General features: G+C 56.6%; 16 protein-coding genes. 5 read left to right on the top strand and 11 right to left on the bottom strand.

Going from position 1 to position 13,971, the window contains the following annotated elements; genetic code table 11:
• Positions 1-159: 159 nt before the first annotated feature.
• Positions 160-1,065: a hypothetical protein gene (locus JYG34_RS09105; protein ID WP_213660380.1), complete on the bottom strand. Its 906-nt coding sequence runs from the start codon at positions 1,063-1,065 to the stop codon at positions 160-162.
• A 232-nt stretch (positions 1,066-1,297) separates the two neighbouring features.
• On the opposite strand from JYG34_RS09105, the gene JYG34_RS09110 reads away from it, so the two are divergent.
• Entirely contained in the window at positions 1,298-2,110 is an 813-nt protein-coding gene (locus JYG34_RS09110) for an abortive infection family protein (RefSeq protein WP_249746234.1), read from the top strand.
• Between the two features lie 28 nt (positions 2,111-2,138).
• The gene (locus JYG34_RS09115) at positions 2,139-3,851 is read left to right on the top strand and encodes a hypothetical protein (protein ID WP_213660382.1); all 1,713 of its coding nucleotides are present in this window, start codon (positions 2,139-2,141) and stop codon (positions 3,849-3,851) included.
• A 119-nt stretch (positions 3,852-3,970) separates the two neighbouring features.
• Here the strand turns inward: JYG34_RS09115 and JYG34_RS09120 are convergent, their stop codons facing one another.
• A complete protein-coding gene (locus JYG34_RS09120) occupies positions 3,971-4,234 on the bottom strand; it encodes a hypothetical protein (RefSeq protein ID WP_213660383.1) in 264 nt (87 codons plus the stop codon).
• 298 nt (positions 4,235-4,532) lie between these two features.
• Between JYG34_RS09120 and JYG34_RS09125 the strand changes: the two genes are divergently transcribed.
• On the top strand, positions 4,533-5,609 hold the full coding sequence (locus JYG34_RS09125; protein ID WP_213660384.1) for an ArsO family NAD(P)H-dependent flavin-containing monooxygenase: 1,077 nt from the start codon (positions 4,533-4,535) through the stop codon (positions 5,607-5,609).
• A 24-nt stretch (positions 5,610-5,633) separates the two neighbouring features.
• On the opposite strand, the gene arsJ is transcribed toward JYG34_RS09125, so the two are convergent.
• From arsJ to JYG34_RS09165, 8 genes are read right to left on the bottom strand one after another with little or no spacing between them, the layout of a single operon-like run.
• Positions 5,634-6,866 (bottom strand): organoarsenical effux MFS transporter ArsJ, encoded by a 1,233-nt coding sequence (gene arsJ, locus JYG34_RS09130; RefSeq protein ID WP_213660385.1) that lies wholly within the window; start codon positions 6,864-6,866, stop codon positions 5,634-5,636.
• 9 nt (positions 6,867-6,875) lie between these two features.
• On the bottom strand, positions 6,876-7,880 hold the full coding sequence (locus tag JYG34_RS09135; protein WP_213660386.1) for an ArsJ-associated glyceraldehyde-3-phosphate dehydrogenase: 1,005 nt from the start codon (positions 7,878-7,880) through the stop codon (positions 6,876-6,878).
• Positions 7,881-7,912: 32 nt separating this feature from the next.
• Positions 7,913-8,416: a cyclin-dependent kinase inhibitor 3 family protein gene (locus JYG34_RS09140; RefSeq protein WP_213660387.1), complete on the bottom strand. Its 504-nt coding sequence runs from the start codon at positions 8,414-8,416 to the stop codon at positions 7,913-7,915.
• Between the two features lie 12 nt (positions 8,417-8,428).
• A complete protein-coding gene (arsH, locus tag JYG34_RS09145) occupies positions 8,429-9,145 on the bottom strand; it encodes an arsenical resistance protein ArsH (RefSeq protein WP_213660388.1) in 717 nt (238 codons plus the stop codon).
• A 3-nt stretch (positions 9,146-9,148) separates the two neighbouring features.
• A complete protein-coding gene (gene arsB, locus JYG34_RS09150; RefSeq protein WP_213660389.1) occupies positions 9,149-10,210 on the bottom strand; it encodes an ACR3 family arsenite efflux transporter in 1,062 nt (353 codons plus the stop codon).
• Positions 10,211-10,228: 18 nt separating this feature from the next.
• Positions 10,229-10,699, bottom strand: coding sequence for an arsenate reductase ArsC (locus JYG34_RS09155; RefSeq protein ID WP_213661139.1), 471 nt, complete (start codon positions 10,697-10,699; stop codon positions 10,229-10,231).
• 19 nt (positions 10,700-10,718) lie between these two features.
• Positions 10,719-11,075 carry a metalloregulator ArsR/SmtB family transcription factor gene (locus tag JYG34_RS09160; protein ID WP_051096013.1) on the bottom strand — a complete coding sequence of 119 codons (357 nt, stop codon included), beginning with the start codon at positions 11,073-11,075 and terminating at the stop codon, positions 10,719-10,721.
• Positions 11,072-11,494 carry an arsenate reductase ArsC gene (locus tag JYG34_RS09165; RefSeq protein WP_213660390.1) on the bottom strand — a complete coding sequence of 141 codons (423 nt, stop codon included), beginning with the start codon at positions 11,492-11,494 and terminating at the stop codon, positions 11,072-11,074. The genes JYG34_RS09160 and JYG34_RS09165 overlap by 4 nt, the downstream gene beginning before the upstream one ends.
• Before the next feature lie 115 nt (positions 11,495-11,609).
• On the opposite strand from JYG34_RS09165, the gene JYG34_RS09170 reads away from it, so the two are divergent.
• Together JYG34_RS09170 and JYG34_RS09175 are read left to right on the top strand one after the other, a co-directional pair.
• Entirely contained in the window at positions 11,610-11,948 is a 339-nt protein-coding gene (locus JYG34_RS09170; protein WP_213660391.1) for an ArsR/SmtB family transcription factor, read from the top strand.
• A 42-nt stretch (positions 11,949-11,990) separates the two neighbouring features.
• Positions 11,991-13,049: a flavin-containing monooxygenase gene (locus JYG34_RS09175; protein WP_213660392.1), complete on the top strand. Its 1,059-nt coding sequence runs from the start codon at positions 11,991-11,993 to the stop codon at positions 13,047-13,049.
• Positions 13,050-13,133: 84 nt separating this feature from the next.
• Here JYG34_RS09175 and JYG34_RS09180 read toward each other — a convergent pair whose 3' ends face one another.
• On the bottom strand, positions 13,134-13,961 hold the full coding sequence (locus JYG34_RS09180; RefSeq protein WP_213660393.1) for a hypothetical protein: 828 nt from the start codon (positions 13,959-13,961) through the stop codon (positions 13,134-13,136).
• Positions 13,962-13,971: the final 10 nt, after the last annotated feature.

The raw sequence follows: 13,971 nt of genomic DNA on the forward strand, positions 1-13,971 counted from the left end.
TGATCGGGCCAATGGTTCATCCGTTCGTTCATCCGTTGTTTTGGCAAAGCTGTGCGTAATGAGCTAACGAGCGTCGAGGTCGACAGTCTTTGCGAGGACCTGTAGGTGCTGGATATCTGAGCGAGGTTGCCAAGCGCTTTTCTGATTCTTCTGTGTTGGCTATTGGCTCTGCATCCATTCTGTGGGATCGACCAGGTGCCATGATTGTGCTTCACGATCAAAGTCCGTCCATATCTCCTGCAGCTTGGCGCGGTCACCTTGAAAAAGAGGGCTGTCCAAATGAGCGAACTGATCGAACTCGGCGATGGGTAAAACAGTGCCAGCGCCGCTGTAGCAGAACCAGGAGCCCACCACCTGAGCAATTTCTGCAATTTCACGCAAAGCTTGCTTGGCATCTGCAAGGCCCCACCGCTCTAACATGCGCCCTTGCCGACTAGCCTCAGTTGCAGCGTGTGCGATGTCCACGTTCACATGTTCAATGACGGAAGATAGTCGACCTAGGCGGGACTCCAACATGTCGAATACCTCGATCCGTATCAGATCATCCGGTCTGGATGCACCTGCGCTCACCCCGCTTAGCCAGTCAAATTCCTCGTGCCGCTTAACCGCGAGCTCATAGTGGTATTTCGTGGGCACCCAGTACGATCGCTTTCCCTGCTGGAGTTGCTCAGTGGCAAATTTGTCATAAGCGGCGTGTGTGCTGCGGTAATTGTAATTCAGTTCAGCGATATCCCTGACGTATACCAGGCGCGTGAGCTTTCCACGCGAGGCGCGGATGTCGGCGATTAAGCTACCTAATGAGCACACGCTCCTCGGGCCGCGAATAGGTTCGACCTCTACGAGTCTGCGGATACCCTGCATGGTTCCTGCCCAGAATCCGCTAGCTAGCATGTCCATGATCAAAACGTTCAGCTGTTTTTCGCCGCAGACCGTGGGAGCTTGGCGTACCATTTCTACGACACATGAATACGCCGCGATGTCCCACGCCATTTGATTCAACGCCTTAGTGATGGCGTTCTCTTCGGCCTCAAAAACCCGCTTCCATTCCGCGATCCGATCTAGCATCGATGACTCCTTGGTTTTCATTTTGTAAGCCACCCGTATCGTGCTGGATCGCGACAGCAGCGGTCCAAGCACTGCGATGGCAATCGGACATCATTCCTGTCTATGATGTTCCTTTGAACGGAGGCAGGGTACAGCGGTGATAGGGAATATTTTCAACGTTTTTTCGCGACGTAAAGGAAACCAGAGCCAGCCGAAAAAGCAGCTTACAGAACAATTTCGGCAACGGACGTTCATGCTCATCCGAGACATGGGCCCCGGAATGGGCGAAACTCTTGAGTTTCTACACGATAAGCTCTCCTATCTCACGGGGCGCCATAACCTGTCCGGAAACAAGAACCTTTCTTACGCCGATGACGCATTCAACTTTCTGCGCACCTGCAGTGACCCTCATTTTCTTGATGCCATTGAGTATCTTGTCCATCAGGAAGGATGGAATTACATCGGGGGTTACCATGAGCCTGTGATTGACCGCTTGAACGAGTTCTTGAACATTGACGATCTTCCCTATTTCGTTACGAAACCGGTGTGGCAAACCACTGAGGAAATGTATAGGGGAGAACTCACTAGGTTCACCGGAATCCGTGAGCACGCGAAGGTTATTCCAAGGGAAAACCAGGCTGTTCACGAGACGGCTATTGAGCCCGCCCTGAAGCTTTTACGTCAGCCAGCTTTCCTCAATGCCAATTCCGAGTTCATGGCAGCTCTTGAGGATTTTCGGCACGGAAAATTCGGCGACTGCGTTACCAAGTGCAACAGCAGCTATGAGAGTGTTATGAAAGTGATCTGTGGCCAGAAGGGTTTCGGGTATTCCCAGGGAGACACAACCTCCAAGCTCATTCGTACCATCATGGAGAAGACTGCGATGGAATCTTTCTGGGAGCAGCCACTGATGACCGTCGGCACGCTCCGCAACAAATTGAGCACGTCGCATGGTGCCGGGGAGTTGCAAAAAGTAGTGCCGGAGCACGTGGCGAAGTACACGCTGAACATGACTGCATCTGCGATCATCTTTTTGCACGATCAGGCTTACCGATCAAAAACCTGAAATCATCAACTAGCTTGCGGGAGTGGGCATGCGTCGTTTTGATACCAAACCCCTGATTGCTTTGGCGACGACTCCGAAGGATCAAGACGATCCCTGGTATGTAAATGCCGAGCAGGCTGTGCATTACATGACAGCAAACTCGGATTCAGACGAGATTGTGATTTACGCGAGCGCACCGTTCCTGCTTATCGTGGGGGCGCTCGCCCCAACTGAAAATGTCACGCCGCCAGATGGGGAGGCGCTACAAAATCTTACGCTATTTACCAATGCAACCTGGTGCATTCAAAGGTCCTGGAGCTCAGGTGAAGGACATCGTGTCTACATTGAGCCCGCTTTCCCTGAGGACAGCGGATCTCCCTTAGCTGGGGGGGAACCACTTGTCATCCGTCGGCGTCTTGAGGGGGTTCATACCGGACCCACGCCGATCGAAATTAACCAAAAGCTCGTACATTGTCTCGACATCCATTATGTAGAAGAGCGGAAGGCGTACTGTCGGCTCAATGGCGATGGCGACATCGAAGATGTCATCAGGATTCTGACTTTGGCAATTCCCGATCAGATAGAGGGTCGCGAGGTTGTCACAATTCTTCGTAAAGACTTGGACAACTACATGGCTCTGGCGGACTTGGCGCTGGTCTTGAAATTTGATTTCACCAGATACGTGCCGGGCAGTTTCGACAGCTGGCATGGCGCAACTCGATATCACCGAGACGAGTCGGATCTTTTTTTTCATGGTGGATCGATAAGCAGAGCGAGCTTCGCGCATGGAGCCATGGTGGTCAGGCCAAAGATTACGGTTGAAGAGCAAGAAGAGGTGTGGCGCAAGGATTTTGATGGTGATCCGGATCGTGAGTATGCAGTCTTTAAAATCTATGATCGCAAGAACGACCGTCAAGTCGAGACCTCTTGCAGCCCCGATCACATTGTCAGTTATTTTGAGGATAGTGATCTTCCCTGGCAGATATCGCCTGCTTTTTTCAGGGCAGAGGTGCTTAACCGCTTTAAAGGAGATCCGGAGAAATACACGCTGGAAGACCGGAGCATTTCTTGCAGAGGAGCTTGGACCCTCAAGTCTTACGATATCAATGAGGCCGGGCAAGTTCATGCATGGATCTGGGATTTGTCGAAACTTCCCTTCGATGAACAGCTGTACTGGAAGGCCTTCAACGAATGGCCAAAGGCGCCAATCTCTCAGCGGGCAAATCGAACGGATATTGAAGGCGATTGGTACACCGAATATCAGCCACTGGATGCGCTCAAGCGAAAGGTGCGTGAACTAGACAAACGTAAGCCAGCATGGTGGAACCCCCGAGGTGAGGAGTTGATCGACAGCGTGCTAGCCCCCGCCACAGACTCACCTAAGGAATGGGGTGATGAAATCATGGCTCTTGATCAATGCCTGGTAGAAGGTTTTCTCGACAAGCCATTGCGCAAAGTTGCTGAAGGAAAAGGGTGCGTACTGGAGTCAACCTGGCGCTCGCTTAAGTTGCTGTACGAAATCTTAGTGGCAAGTTCAATCAGCGCGGAGGAGGCCAGGGAGATTCTGGCGCCCATGAGAAGGCTTCATGAGCTTCGCAATGAGATTCGGGGTCATGCGACCCATGAAAAGAAAGCGATTGCCATTCGAGAAGCCCGCACCACCCATGGCAATTTTCGAGCCCAGTTTTTTCACCTTGCCGAGGGTTGTGATAAAGCCCTTGTCGCTGTGTTGGGGGCTATGGACTTTGAACTAGGGGAGTGAAGGCGCAGGAGTTGTCATCACCAGCTCGCGCCTGTGAGGTGGTTTGGTGAATCTTCTCGTTTTCACGGCTCTGCAATCTAAGGTGACCCCGCGGGAGTTTTCACGCGGGGCTGTATGCATCAATCCTCGCCTGGCCCTTTGGGTTCGCTATCGATCTTGCGCTTGATGATCCGCACTGCCTCATCGACCGACTTGCCCTCATCGATCAGTCGAACAAGGTCAGTGTGCAGGTCAGAGCGTAGTTTTGGGAGACGTTTGAGGGCTGCCGCGACATCCCGCTCCTTGGAGTCAAAAGAGAAGTTGGGGTTGATCACCGTCAACCCAGGCGTCGGGAGCGAGTCGTCTTTTTTGTCAGGGGTGTTGCTTTCGTTGCTGGAGGACATCAGGTTTCTCCGTTGAGGGAACCCGTAGGCTACAAACTATCTTGCCCTGCCGGCAAGGCGCGTTGAGCGCGGCCGATTTGCGCGAGCTGGCCACCTACATGCGGGAGGAAGGCCGGAGGGTAGTTGCGGTCATTTGACCATCTGTTTGCATTCGACTCGACCACACAGTTGCATTCGGCTTGATCAGTCGGTTGCGATCATTACCACTTAGTGCGCCTGAGCTGGGTATGGCTTTGGTTAGAATTCAGCTCCGCTTTCTGAAATGATGTTCCTCATCACTGTTACGAAGGGGGTTTGAATGACGGCTTATGGAGGGCGGGTGTGGGATGTAGTTATCATTGGCGGTGGGCAAGCGGCTTTGGCAACTGCCTACTTCCTTCGCCGTACGGGGCTTTCGTTCATCATGCTCGATGCTGAGGAAGCAGCCGGCGGAGCTTGGCGACACGGTTGGAATTCCCTGCGGCTGTTCTCGCCGGCCACGTGGAGCTCCATTCCCGGTTGGATGATGCCACCTGTCCAGGATGGCTATCCGTCTCGCGAGCATGTCATCGACTACCTCACTCAGTATGAGGCGCGCTATCAGTTTCCAATCGAACGGCCAGTGCGCGTCACTTCAATCGAGCGCGTTATCGGCGCGTTACGTGTTCATTCAGAGTCTGGCCATTGGGATGCCAAAGCAGTGGTCAGTGCCACAGGCACTTGGAGCAATCCGAACATACCTGCCTACCCTGGCGCTGAGCTGTTCCGTGGCCAACAGCTGCATTCGGCTGACTACGTTGAACCGCAGTCCTTCTCTGGCAAGCACGTGCTGGTCGTTGGCGGCGGCAACTCCGGCGCGCAAATTCTCGCAGAGGTTTCCAAAGTAGCGGATGCGACCTGGGTAACTCCCACAGATCCACTCTTCCTACCTGATGATGTCGATGGCCGAGTGCTGTTCGAGCGGGCCACGGAGCGCTGGAAAGCGCAGATGGAGGGGCGTGTCATTGAGCAGCCGGTCGGCGGGTTGGGCGACGTGGTCATGGTCCCGCCTGTGGTGGAGGCGCGTGAGCGAGACGTTCTGCACGCGGTGAGACCCTTCGTTCGTTTCACCCCTGACGGTGTGGTCTGGGCAGACGGGTCGGAAACCGCAGTGGATGCAGTGATCTGGTGCACCGGGTTCAAACCCGCCCTGGGACACCTCGCCAGCCTTGGGGTTGTTACTGAGCAAGGACGTGTAGAAGTCGAAGGGACCCGATCTGTGAGTGAGCCCAGACTGTGGTTGGTGGGCTATGGCGAGTGGACAGGCTCTGCCTCGGCGACCTTGATCGGAGTGACCCGCACGGCCCGAAGTACCGCAGCAGAAATTGAGCAATTTGTGGTGAGAGCGGAGGCCTGATGGCCTCCGCTTTTTCCTCACGGATCAGTGCGTCTGCTGTGCCATTACACTGTGCCTGGGCAGCGCAATCGAGATGAGCGCGGCGGCCAATACGAAGATGCTGGAAACCCACAAGCAAGCCTCCAATCCATAGGCCTGAAACACCCAACCTGACAGCAGCGTGCCGACCAAGCGACCCAGGGCGTTGGACATGTAGTAGAAGCCCACATCCAGGGAGACGCCGTCTTCCTTGGCATAGCTGACGATGAGGTAGCTGTGCAGCGATGAGTTCACGGCGAACAGCACGCCGAACAGCATCAACCCACCGAGCAAGACTACCTGCGCCGACCAGCCTGTCGACAGGCCCACGGCAATGAGCGCAGGCAGCCCGGCCAGGGCGATTGCCCAGATGAAGGCTGCTCGGCCGTCGGGCACATGACCACGTTTCTTGCCGGTGATGTGGGGGGCAAACGACTGGACGATGCCGTAGCCGATTACCCACGCGGCCAAGAAGCCACCGACCAGCCAGAAGTCCCAGCCAAACGCAGAGCTCAGGTACACCGGCAGAGCCACCACGAACCAGACATCCCGTGCACCGAACAAAAACAGCCGTGCGGCCGAGAGGATGTTGATGGCCCGGCTCTTGGACAGCATGTCGCGGAAATTCGGCTTGGCCTTGGCCTTGCCCAAGTCTTTTTTCAGGAGGATCAGACTAGCGATCCAGATCAGGGCCAGCACCGCCGCCATGGCCAGTACCGCCTGGCTGAAACCGAGCAGCGCAAGCAGTGCTCCCCCGAGGAAGAAACCCACGCCTTTGAGCGCGTTTTTCGAGCCTGTCAGGATGGCCACCCATTTGTAGAGGGTGCCTTGTTGGCTGTCCGGTACCAGGAGCTTGATGGAGCTCTTGGCGCTCATCTTGTTCAAGTCCTTGGCAATGCCGGACAGCGCCTGGGCGGCCATCACCCAAGGTACCGTCAACGAGGCTGCTGGTACCGTGAGCATCAGCAGGGCAACGACCTGCATGCCAAGGCCGATATTCATGGTGCGGTTGAGTCCCAGGCGGGCGCCGAGGTAACCGCCCACCAGGTTGGTGATCACGCCGAACACTTCGTAGAACAGGAACAGCGCCGCGATCTGAAGCGGCGTGTAGCCCAGCGAATGGAAGTGCAGTACCACCAGCATGCGCAATGCGCCGTCGGTGAGGGTGAAGGCCCAGTAGTTGCCGGTAACCAGCAGGTACTGACGCACTTCCGCAGACAGGGCTGACAACGCCTTCATGATCGCCGTTTACTCCGCTGCGCCGACCAAACGTGCCAGTTCCGCGGCACGGTTGGCGTAGCCCCACTCGTTGTCGTACCAGGCGTAGATCTTCACCTGGGTGCCGCTGACTACCATGGTCGACAACGCATCGATGATTGAGGACCGTGGATCGGTGCGGTAGTCGATGGACACCAAGGGACGTTCTTCGTAGCCCAGGATGTCTTTCAGCGGCCCTTCGGCAGCGGCTTTTAGCAGCGCGTTGACCTCTTCAGCCGTCGTCTCACGTTGCACTTCGAACACGCAGTCGGTCAGCGAGGCGTTGGCCAGTGGTACACGCACGGCGTGACCATTCAGCTTTCCGCGCAGTTCGGGGAAGATCTCCGCGATTGCTGTGGCCGACCCTGTAGTGGTCGGGATCAGGCTCATGCCTGAGGCACGGGCGCGACGCAGGTCCTTGTGCGGTGTATCGAGGATGCTCTGGGTATTGGTGAGGTCGTGAATGGTGGTGATAGAGCCGTGGCGGATGCCAAGGTTCTCGTGAATCACCTTGACCACCGGGGCCAGGCAGTTGGTGGTGCAGGAGGCGGCGGTGACGATACGGTGTTGCGCCGGGTCGAACAGGTGTTGGTTGACGCCCATCACCACGTTCAGTGCGCCTTTCTCCTTCACTGGAGCACAGACGACCACACGTTTGACGCCCTGATCCAGATAGGCCTGGAGCACGGCTACCGACTTCATCTTGCCGCTGGCCTCGATAACCAGGTCGCAGCCCGACCAGTCGGTGTCTGCGATGGTCTTGTTCGCGGTGACCTTGATGCGCTTGCCCCCGATCACTACCGAATCGCCTTCTGCGCGGGCTTCACGGTGCCAGCGTCCGTGGATCGAATCGAAGTTGATCAGATGGGCATGGGTCTCGGCGTCACCGGCCGGGTCATTGATCTGCACAAACTCGAATTCCGCCCAGTCCCAGGATGCGCGAAGCGCCAAGCGACCAATACGGCCAAACCCATTGATACCTACTTTGATAGCCATGTTCTTGTTCTCGAATCGCGATTAGCGAAAGGTCAGAGGGTGTCGCTGAACTGGTTGATGTACCCAACGTGTGCAGGGTTCTGGATCGCACGTGGGCGCAGGGCCTGGACCTGGGCAACAGCTTCCTGCACAGGAATGCCGCACTCGATCATCAGGCGGGCCGCAAACAAGCCGGTGCGACCAGAGCCGCCCTTGCAGTGAATGGCGATCGTCTTACCGCTCTTCACCAGCTCTTTCAGGCGTTCCCGGTGAGTTTCCCAGGCAGCCGCAAACGGCTCACCGGGTGCTTCGTCGTCCTCGACCGGCAGGTGGAACCATTCGAGGCCCAGCAGTTGGCACTCCTCGGGAAGCAGATCGATCTCGTTCTGCAGCAGTTCTTCACTCGGCATCAGGGTTACCAGCGCGCTCGCGCCGGCATCGTGCAACGTTGCTAGAGCCTGAGATACCGATGTCTCCTTGGTACCTGGGCACGGAGTGAAGATCAGCTGGCCGACCAGATCGGAATTAGCCAACACGGAATACGGGTGCAATTGCATGCTCACAAAGCCTCAAATGGATCGTTGATTGACACGCTGGGATAGTTCTTCAGCCGACTCTTTACGTTCGGAGTAGCGATCGACCAGATAGTCAGAGCGATCACGAAGCAGCAGGGTGAACTTCACCAGCTCCTCCATCACGTCGACGACACGGTCGTAGTACGAAGAGGGTTTCATGCGGCCCGCCTCGTCGAATTCCAGGTAGGCCTTCGGCACGGACGACTGGTTAGGGATGGTGAACATGCGCATCCAGCGGCCGAGGACGCGCAGCTGGTTGACCACGTTGAACGACTGCGAGCCGCCGCAGACCTGCATCACCGCGAGGGTTTTGCCTTGAGTGGGGCGCACGGCGCCCATGCTCAGTGGAATCCAGTCGATCTGCGACTTGAACACACCGGTCATTGCACCGTGGCGTTCCGGCGAGCACCAGACCATGCCTTCGGACCACAACACCAGATCGCGCAACTCCTTGACCATGGGGTGGTCATCGGGCACGTCATCTGCCAGTGGCAGCCCGGTCGGATTGAAGATGCGCGTCTCGGCACCGAAGTGCTCCAGCAGGCGTGCCGCTTCTTCCGTCAGCAGGCGGCTGAAGGAGCGTTCGCGGGTCGATCCGTACAGCAGCAGAATGCGTGGCTTGTGGGTGGACTTTTGCTCGACTGCCAGCTTGTCTGCTGTCGGCAGGTCGACCAGATCGTTGTCGATATTGGGGATGTGGTGTTCGGTCATGATTTACTCCTGAGACAAGGCGCCAGATGGCTGATCGAACCAGCGGCGCTTGAGCCACAAGGCCACGCCCACCAGGGAGATCAGTACCGGCACTTCCACCAAGGGCCCGATGACGGTGGCAAACGCGACCGGCGAGGCAAGACCGAAGGTGGCGATGGCCACGGCAATGGCCAGTTCGAAATTGTTGCTCGCTGCGGTGAACGCCAGCGCAGTGGTACGTGGGTAGTCAGCTTCCAGCAGCTTGCCCATCCAGAAGCTGATGAAGAACATCACCACGAAGTAGATGGTCAGCGGGATAGCGATGCGCAGCACATCCAGCGGCAGTTGCAGCACCATGTCGCCCTTCAGGCTGAACATGGCGACGATGGTCAGCAGCAACGCCACGAGGGTCAGCGGGCTGATCTTCGGGATGAAGCGCTCCTGGTACCAGGTCTCGCCCTTGCTGCTGATCAGGATCTGGCGGGTCAGAAAACCAGCCAGGAACGGGATGCCCAGATAGATCAGCACCGATTGGGCGATATCGAGGAAGCTGGTCTCGATGACGCTACCTTCAAGACCAAACAGTGGCGGCAACAGGCCCAGGAAGATCCAGGCGTACACGCTGAAGAACAGGATCTGGAAAATGCTGTTGAAGGCGACCAGACCCGCCACGTATTGGTTGTTGCCTCCGGCGATCTGGTTCCACACCAGCACCATGGCGATGCAGCGCGCCAGGCCGATGAGGATCAGGCCTGTCATGTACTCAGGCTTGTCGGAAAGGAAGACAACGGCCAGCCCGAACATCAGGACCGGGCCGATCACCCAGTTCTGGATCAGCGACAGGGCAAGGATGCGCTTGTCCTTGAATACCTGTGGTAACTCCTCGTATTTCACCTTCGCCAGAGGTGGGTACATCATGACGATGAGGCCAATGGCGATGGGGATGTTTGTCGAGCCTACCGACAGGCTGTTCAGCCACGCAGGCAATCCCTGGAACAGGCTGCCCAGACTAATGCCCAGGCCCATGGCCAGAAAGATCCAGACCGTCAGGTAGCGGTCCAGGAATGAAAGTCGGCTTTTGCTCATGGTGGATCTCCCTAAACGTCAGAGCGTTCCGATGCGGGCCAGCTCGACCTTGAGCTGGGCGGCATCCAGTTTTTCGAAAGGCAGCCCGAGGAATGCCTTGAGGCGTCGTTTGATCTGCTCAAGCGTGACGTCGAACGCTGCGTCCAATTCGGCGGTGTTGCCCTGCAGGTCCGAAGGGTCAGAGAGCCCCCAGTGGGCTTTCACTGCTGGTCCGAAGAACACGGGGCAGGCTTCGCCAGCGGCCTTGTCGCAGACGGTGATGACAAAGTCCGGTGCCAGCTCGGCATGCGCGTCACTGGACTTGCTGCTGAGACCCTCGGTGGAAATACCGGCACGCTGCAGCGCGGTGATGGACAGCGGGTGCACCTCCCCCTTTGGCTGGCTGCCGGCGCTGTAGGCCTTCATGCCGGCCGGAGCCAGGTGGTTGAAAACGGCCTCGGAGAGGATGCTGCGGCAGCTATTGGCGGTGCAGAGGAACAGAACTTTCATCGGTTTTTCTCGGCAATGATCAGCAGCAGGAGGCGACGCGTTGAGGGCGGTCACCCATGGTGTCCAGTCGTTTGGTGCTAGTACTTAGCCATTCGCGGTTGGCCTCCAGCGTCGTCGCCAGGACCTCACGTACCCAGGCAGGAAGCGAAGGATGCAGCCGGTAATAAACCCACTGGCCCTGACGGCGGTCTTCCAGCAGGTCACACGTGCGCAGCTGCGCCAGGTGGCGGGAAACCTTGGGTTGGCTTTCTTCCAGTGCGCAGGTCAGTTCACAGACGCAGAGTTCTTCCTCGCGAGCGATCAGCAGCATCATCCGAATGCGGTTTTCGTCGGCGAGGCATTTGAAGACTTTGGTGGGAGTCAGCGAGTCAGTCATTGGGTTACTCGTTTGGTTTTCACAAGGACGAACATCTTGATGCGTTCATGGATCTCGTGAAGGGTGTGTCGGAAAGCATCGTGTTTGTCACTGGTCACAGGGTCTTCGAAGTTCCACGCGAGGATCTCGCCGAAGGCAGGCAAGGTAAGGCACTCATGGGCTGCCTTGTCGCAGAGCGTAATCACGTAGTCGAACCGTTCGCCTGCGAACTCGTCGATGGACTTGCTGCGTAGAGTCTTGGTATCGATATCGAGATATTCGAGGGCGTCATAGGTGCGGGGATCGACTTGGCCAGGCTGGGTACCTGCGCTGAAAGCTTCGAAATGCACAGGGTCTGTGTGCCGGAGCAAAGCTTCGGCGAGCTGGGATCGAGCAGCGTTTGCAGTACAAACAAACAGGACGCGGATCTTGCCAGTCATCACTTGATACCCTGCATGTATGCGGTTTTTCGAATATACGCTTTTTCGAATGTATCGCAACCCCTCGATGATGGGTGGCTTTACATGTGCGCGTTCATGCACATATATTGAGCGCATGACGACCAACCATAATCTCCGCGCTCAAGCCATCGATGCCGCCATCGAGTCGCTGGATGAGGCCTTCTTCAAAGCGCTTTGCGAGCCATCCAGAGTCGCGGTTTTCAAGCGCGTGCTTTTGCTGGGCCGGGCGGATGTCGGCGAAATCGCCAAGGAGCTCCCACAGGAGCGCTCGGTGATCTCCAGGCACCTGCAGGTATTGCATGACGCCCAGATCGTGAAGGCCGCCAAGGTGGGCAGGCAGGTGTTCTATGAAGTGAATGGTGGGGCGATCGTCGAGCGTCTGGAAGGCCTGCTCCAGCGAACCAAAGGTCTAGTTTCGATCTGCTGTCCGTAGCCCGGCCTTTTTTTGCCCTTATATATGCATGAGTGCGCACATATGAATGATTCGAGTCGCGTTCTGGATGTGGTCGTCATCGGTGGTGGGCAAGCAGGTTTGGCGACTGGCTGGCAATTGCAGCAGCAAGGATTGGAATACCTCATCTTGGATGAGCAGACATCCCCTGGCGGGAACTGGCGTAACTACTACGAAAGCCTGCAGCTGTTCTCACCAGCTGAGTACTCTGCGCTGCCGGGGCGGGCGTTTCCTGGCGATCCCAAGGGCTACCCGCTGCGAGACGATGTGGTGCAGTACCTGGAGGCATACGCCGCCGAGTTTCAGCTGCCTTTTCAGGGCGCTACCCGTGTGGTGGCGGTCGTACAGAAGGACAAGGCATTTGAGGTTCGCACCGTCAACGGAGCGACTTTCACTGCGCGTGCTGTGGTAGTGGCATCAGGGGGCTTCAGCCGTCCTTTCATGCCTGACATTCCTGGGCTGCAGGACTTTTCAGGACACTGTCTGCATAGCTCGGCTTATCGAATACCTGAGGCCTTTGTCGGCCAGCGGGTTGTCGTTGTGGGAGCAGCGAACTCGGCTGTTCAGATTGCCTATGAGCTTGCCGGCGTCGCACAGGTGGTGCTGGCGACCCGCGAGAAGATCCGCTTCTTCCCTCAGCGGATTCTGGGACTCGATTTTCATGCCTGGCTGAAATTCACCGGGCTGGAGCAAACACGTTGGTTGAGTGATCAGAGCACTCCGGTGCTCGACACCGGCAAGTACCGAAAGGCCCTTAGCACCGGCAGAATTCAGCGCAGCCCCATGTTCCAGCGGGTACTACCCGATGGTGTGGTTTGGCCAGGCGGAAGCAGCAGCCAGGTCGATACGCTGATATTCGCAACGGGATTCCGCCCTAACCAGGAGTTTCTGGCGCAGCTCCCAGTCGTTGACCGGCATGGGCGTACGCTACAGCGAAACGGCGTGGCAACTCAGGTGCCTGGCTTGTACTTCGTGGGTCTCCCCAAGCAAAGAAATTTCGCCTCGGCAACGCTGAGGGGCGTGGGGGCCGACGCGAGATATCTGATGCCTCTAATGCTTCAACACCTGGGAGAGGTTGCCTGATGGCACCCCTTGCATTCTGATTTAGATACCTGGCAGACCCTTTTCACCGCGATGTTTGCTTGGACAGAGCCTGCTACATCGGAGCTAACTGAAAAGCGCCCAGAAACGGCTGAAGTTGACAGTAGCAATGGCAAGGCCGCTGAGCACGATCACTGTTGTGTAGATCGGGTGGTCTTTGACGATCTCAACCAAAACTACAGGGTGCACCCCGTTCCGCTCGTACCATTTGGATTTGGTCTTCAGAGACTTGTCATGCGTCCTTTCGAAGAAATTCGCAAACATATCGAGCTTTCTTAGGGTCGATTGATGCATTTTTATGTACTCAGCATTCACGAAGGCTGCTGCTTCGTCAGCGCCCGGCAGCGCATCTTGGTCGCTGGCATTATTGAGCTCAGCTAACGCCATAATCCTGCCTTTCCTTCCTTTACTATCGGCATGCGGAGCGTAGCTTCTTCCGTATAGGGCGACCAGCTCACGTGCAAGATCTACTTTTTTGTCATCCGATAGCTCTACAGGCTTGCCGCCGAGCACCCGAAATCGATGCTCGAGTGCAAAGAACCCGAAATTTTCGTCCCGCATGTTCCAATGCAGGAACCGGCAATCCTTGTGCTTATCAAGCCACTGGAAAAAACCCTTCAGCATCGACTTTTCGAATTTGTTGAGCTCGGCTTGCATGCTAGACAGCTGTTTGCTGAGCTCTGCTTCCTTATGGATCGACCACGATTTCGTCTGACCCGTTTTTAGGTTTCGTGTGGCGATGGATGTCACACGTTTCGACTCCCCGGTATCGTTCTCGTAGAACGATTCGCAGGAATAGTGGATTACGTAGACACGGTTTGCGTCGAGGTAGAGATCCTCGATTAACGCCCTGCTTCTTTTACGATCCTTTACCCGATCCAGCTCTGCTCCCACACGTTCCCCC

It is taken from the genome of Pseudomonas entomophila (genome assembly GCF_018417595.1).
Lineage (GTDB): Bacteria > Pseudomonadota > Gammaproteobacteria > Pseudomonadales > Pseudomonadaceae > Aquipseudomonas > Aquipseudomonas entomophila_C.

What these genes read in the sequence shown, in the direction of transcription:
- JYG34_RS09105 (WP_213660380.1), bottom strand. Translation starts at nt 1,065, where the DNA reads ATGCTAGATCGGATCGCGGAATGGAAGCGGGTTTTTGAGGCCGAAGAG.
- JYG34_RS09110 (WP_249746234.1), top strand. Translation starts at nt 1,298, where the DNA reads ATGCTCATCCGAGACATGGGCCCCGGAATGGGCGAAACTCTTGAGTTT.
- JYG34_RS09115 (WP_213660382.1), top strand. Translation starts at nt 2,139, where the DNA reads ATGCGTCGTTTTGATACCAAACCCCTGATTGCTTTGGCGACGACTCCG.
- JYG34_RS09120 (WP_213660383.1), bottom strand. Translation starts at nt 4,234, where the DNA reads ATGTCCTCCAGCAACGAAAGCAACACCCCTGACAAAAAAGACGACTCG.
- JYG34_RS09125 (WP_213660384.1), top strand. Translation starts at nt 4,533, where the DNA reads ATGACGGCTTATGGAGGGCGGGTGTGGGATGTAGTTATCATTGGCGGT.
- arsJ (WP_213660385.1), bottom strand. Translation starts at nt 6,866, where the DNA reads ATGAAGGCGTTGTCAGCCCTGTCTGCGGAAGTGCGTCAGTACCTGCTG.
- JYG34_RS09135 (WP_213660386.1), bottom strand. Translation starts at nt 7,880, where the DNA reads ATGGCTATCAAAGTAGGTATCAATGGGTTTGGCCGTATTGGTCGCTTG.
- JYG34_RS09140 (WP_213660387.1), bottom strand. Translation starts at nt 8,416, where the DNA reads ATGCAATTGCACCCGTATTCCGTGTTGGCTAATTCCGATCTGGTCGGC.
- arsH (WP_213660388.1), bottom strand. Translation starts at nt 9,145, where the DNA reads ATGACCGAACACCACATCCCCAATATCGACAACGATCTGGTCGACCTG.
- arsB (WP_213660389.1), bottom strand. Translation starts at nt 10,210, where the DNA reads ATGAGCAAAAGCCGACTTTCATTCCTGGACCGCTACCTGACGGTCTGG.
- JYG34_RS09155 (WP_213661139.1), bottom strand. Translation starts at nt 10,699, where the DNA reads ATGAAAGTTCTGTTCCTCTGCACCGCCAATAGCTGCCGCAGCATCCTC.
- JYG34_RS09160 (WP_051096013.1), bottom strand. Translation starts at nt 11,075, where the DNA reads ATGACTGACTCGCTGACTCCCACCAAAGTCTTCAAATGCCTCGCCGAC.
- JYG34_RS09165 (WP_213660390.1), bottom strand. Translation starts at nt 11,494, where the DNA reads ATGACTGGCAAGATCCGCGTCCTGTTTGTTTGTACTGCAAACGCTGCT.
- JYG34_RS09170 (WP_213660391.1), top strand. Translation starts at nt 11,610, where the DNA reads ATGACGACCAACCATAATCTCCGCGCTCAAGCCATCGATGCCGCCATC.
- JYG34_RS09175 (WP_213660392.1), top strand. Translation starts at nt 11,991, where the DNA reads ATGAATGATTCGAGTCGCGTTCTGGATGTGGTCGTCATCGGTGGTGGG.